General features: G+C 50.9%; 1 protein-coding gene. It reads right to left on the bottom strand.

Annotation, left to right across the window (positions count from 1 at the left end; translation table 11 throughout):
• Positions 1–552: ATP-binding protein (locus tag R7Q46_RS29430; RefSeq protein ID WP_318078620.1), on the bottom strand; the 552-nt coding region annotated here is incomplete at both ends.

The raw sequence follows: 552 nt of genomic DNA on the forward strand, positions 1-552 counted from the left end.
TTCCGCAACCAATACCGTTCCGAGAATCCACGAAACTTCTTCGGACTTAAGCTCGTCCAACTTGGTCTCTTGCTGCATTTGGCTAAGCAAATTGAACAGCGCGTCTGGGTATTGAAGCTCTCGCAACGTGAGACTACCGAGAATTTCTCGATCATCGCGCAGCATCACACCATCAACGCCCGCTTCGTTGTCTTGTGCGGCGTAAAGGTTCGCCATGCTTCTTGCCAGTGTTGCTGGCTGCATTTTCCATGCGTCACACCACTGACGAATGCTGAGTGGCAATGCCTCGCTGTAAGTCCAGTTCAAACGCACTTCTGGTTCTGAATCACAACGCTCAATTGGCAATTTGACAGTTATCGTCGTACCCAAGCCGAATTGTGAATCGATGCAGAGTACGCCGCCCATACAGTCGATCAATCGGTCAACGATGCTCAGCCCTAACCCTGTGCCGCCATATTTGCGCGTAATGCTGTCATCCGCTTGAACAAACGGGTTGAGAATGCCTTCGAGATGGCCATCCGTCATGCCAATGCCCGTATCTGCAACTTTCAA

The sequence above is a fragment of the Vibrio sp. 811 genome (genome assembly GCF_033339195.1).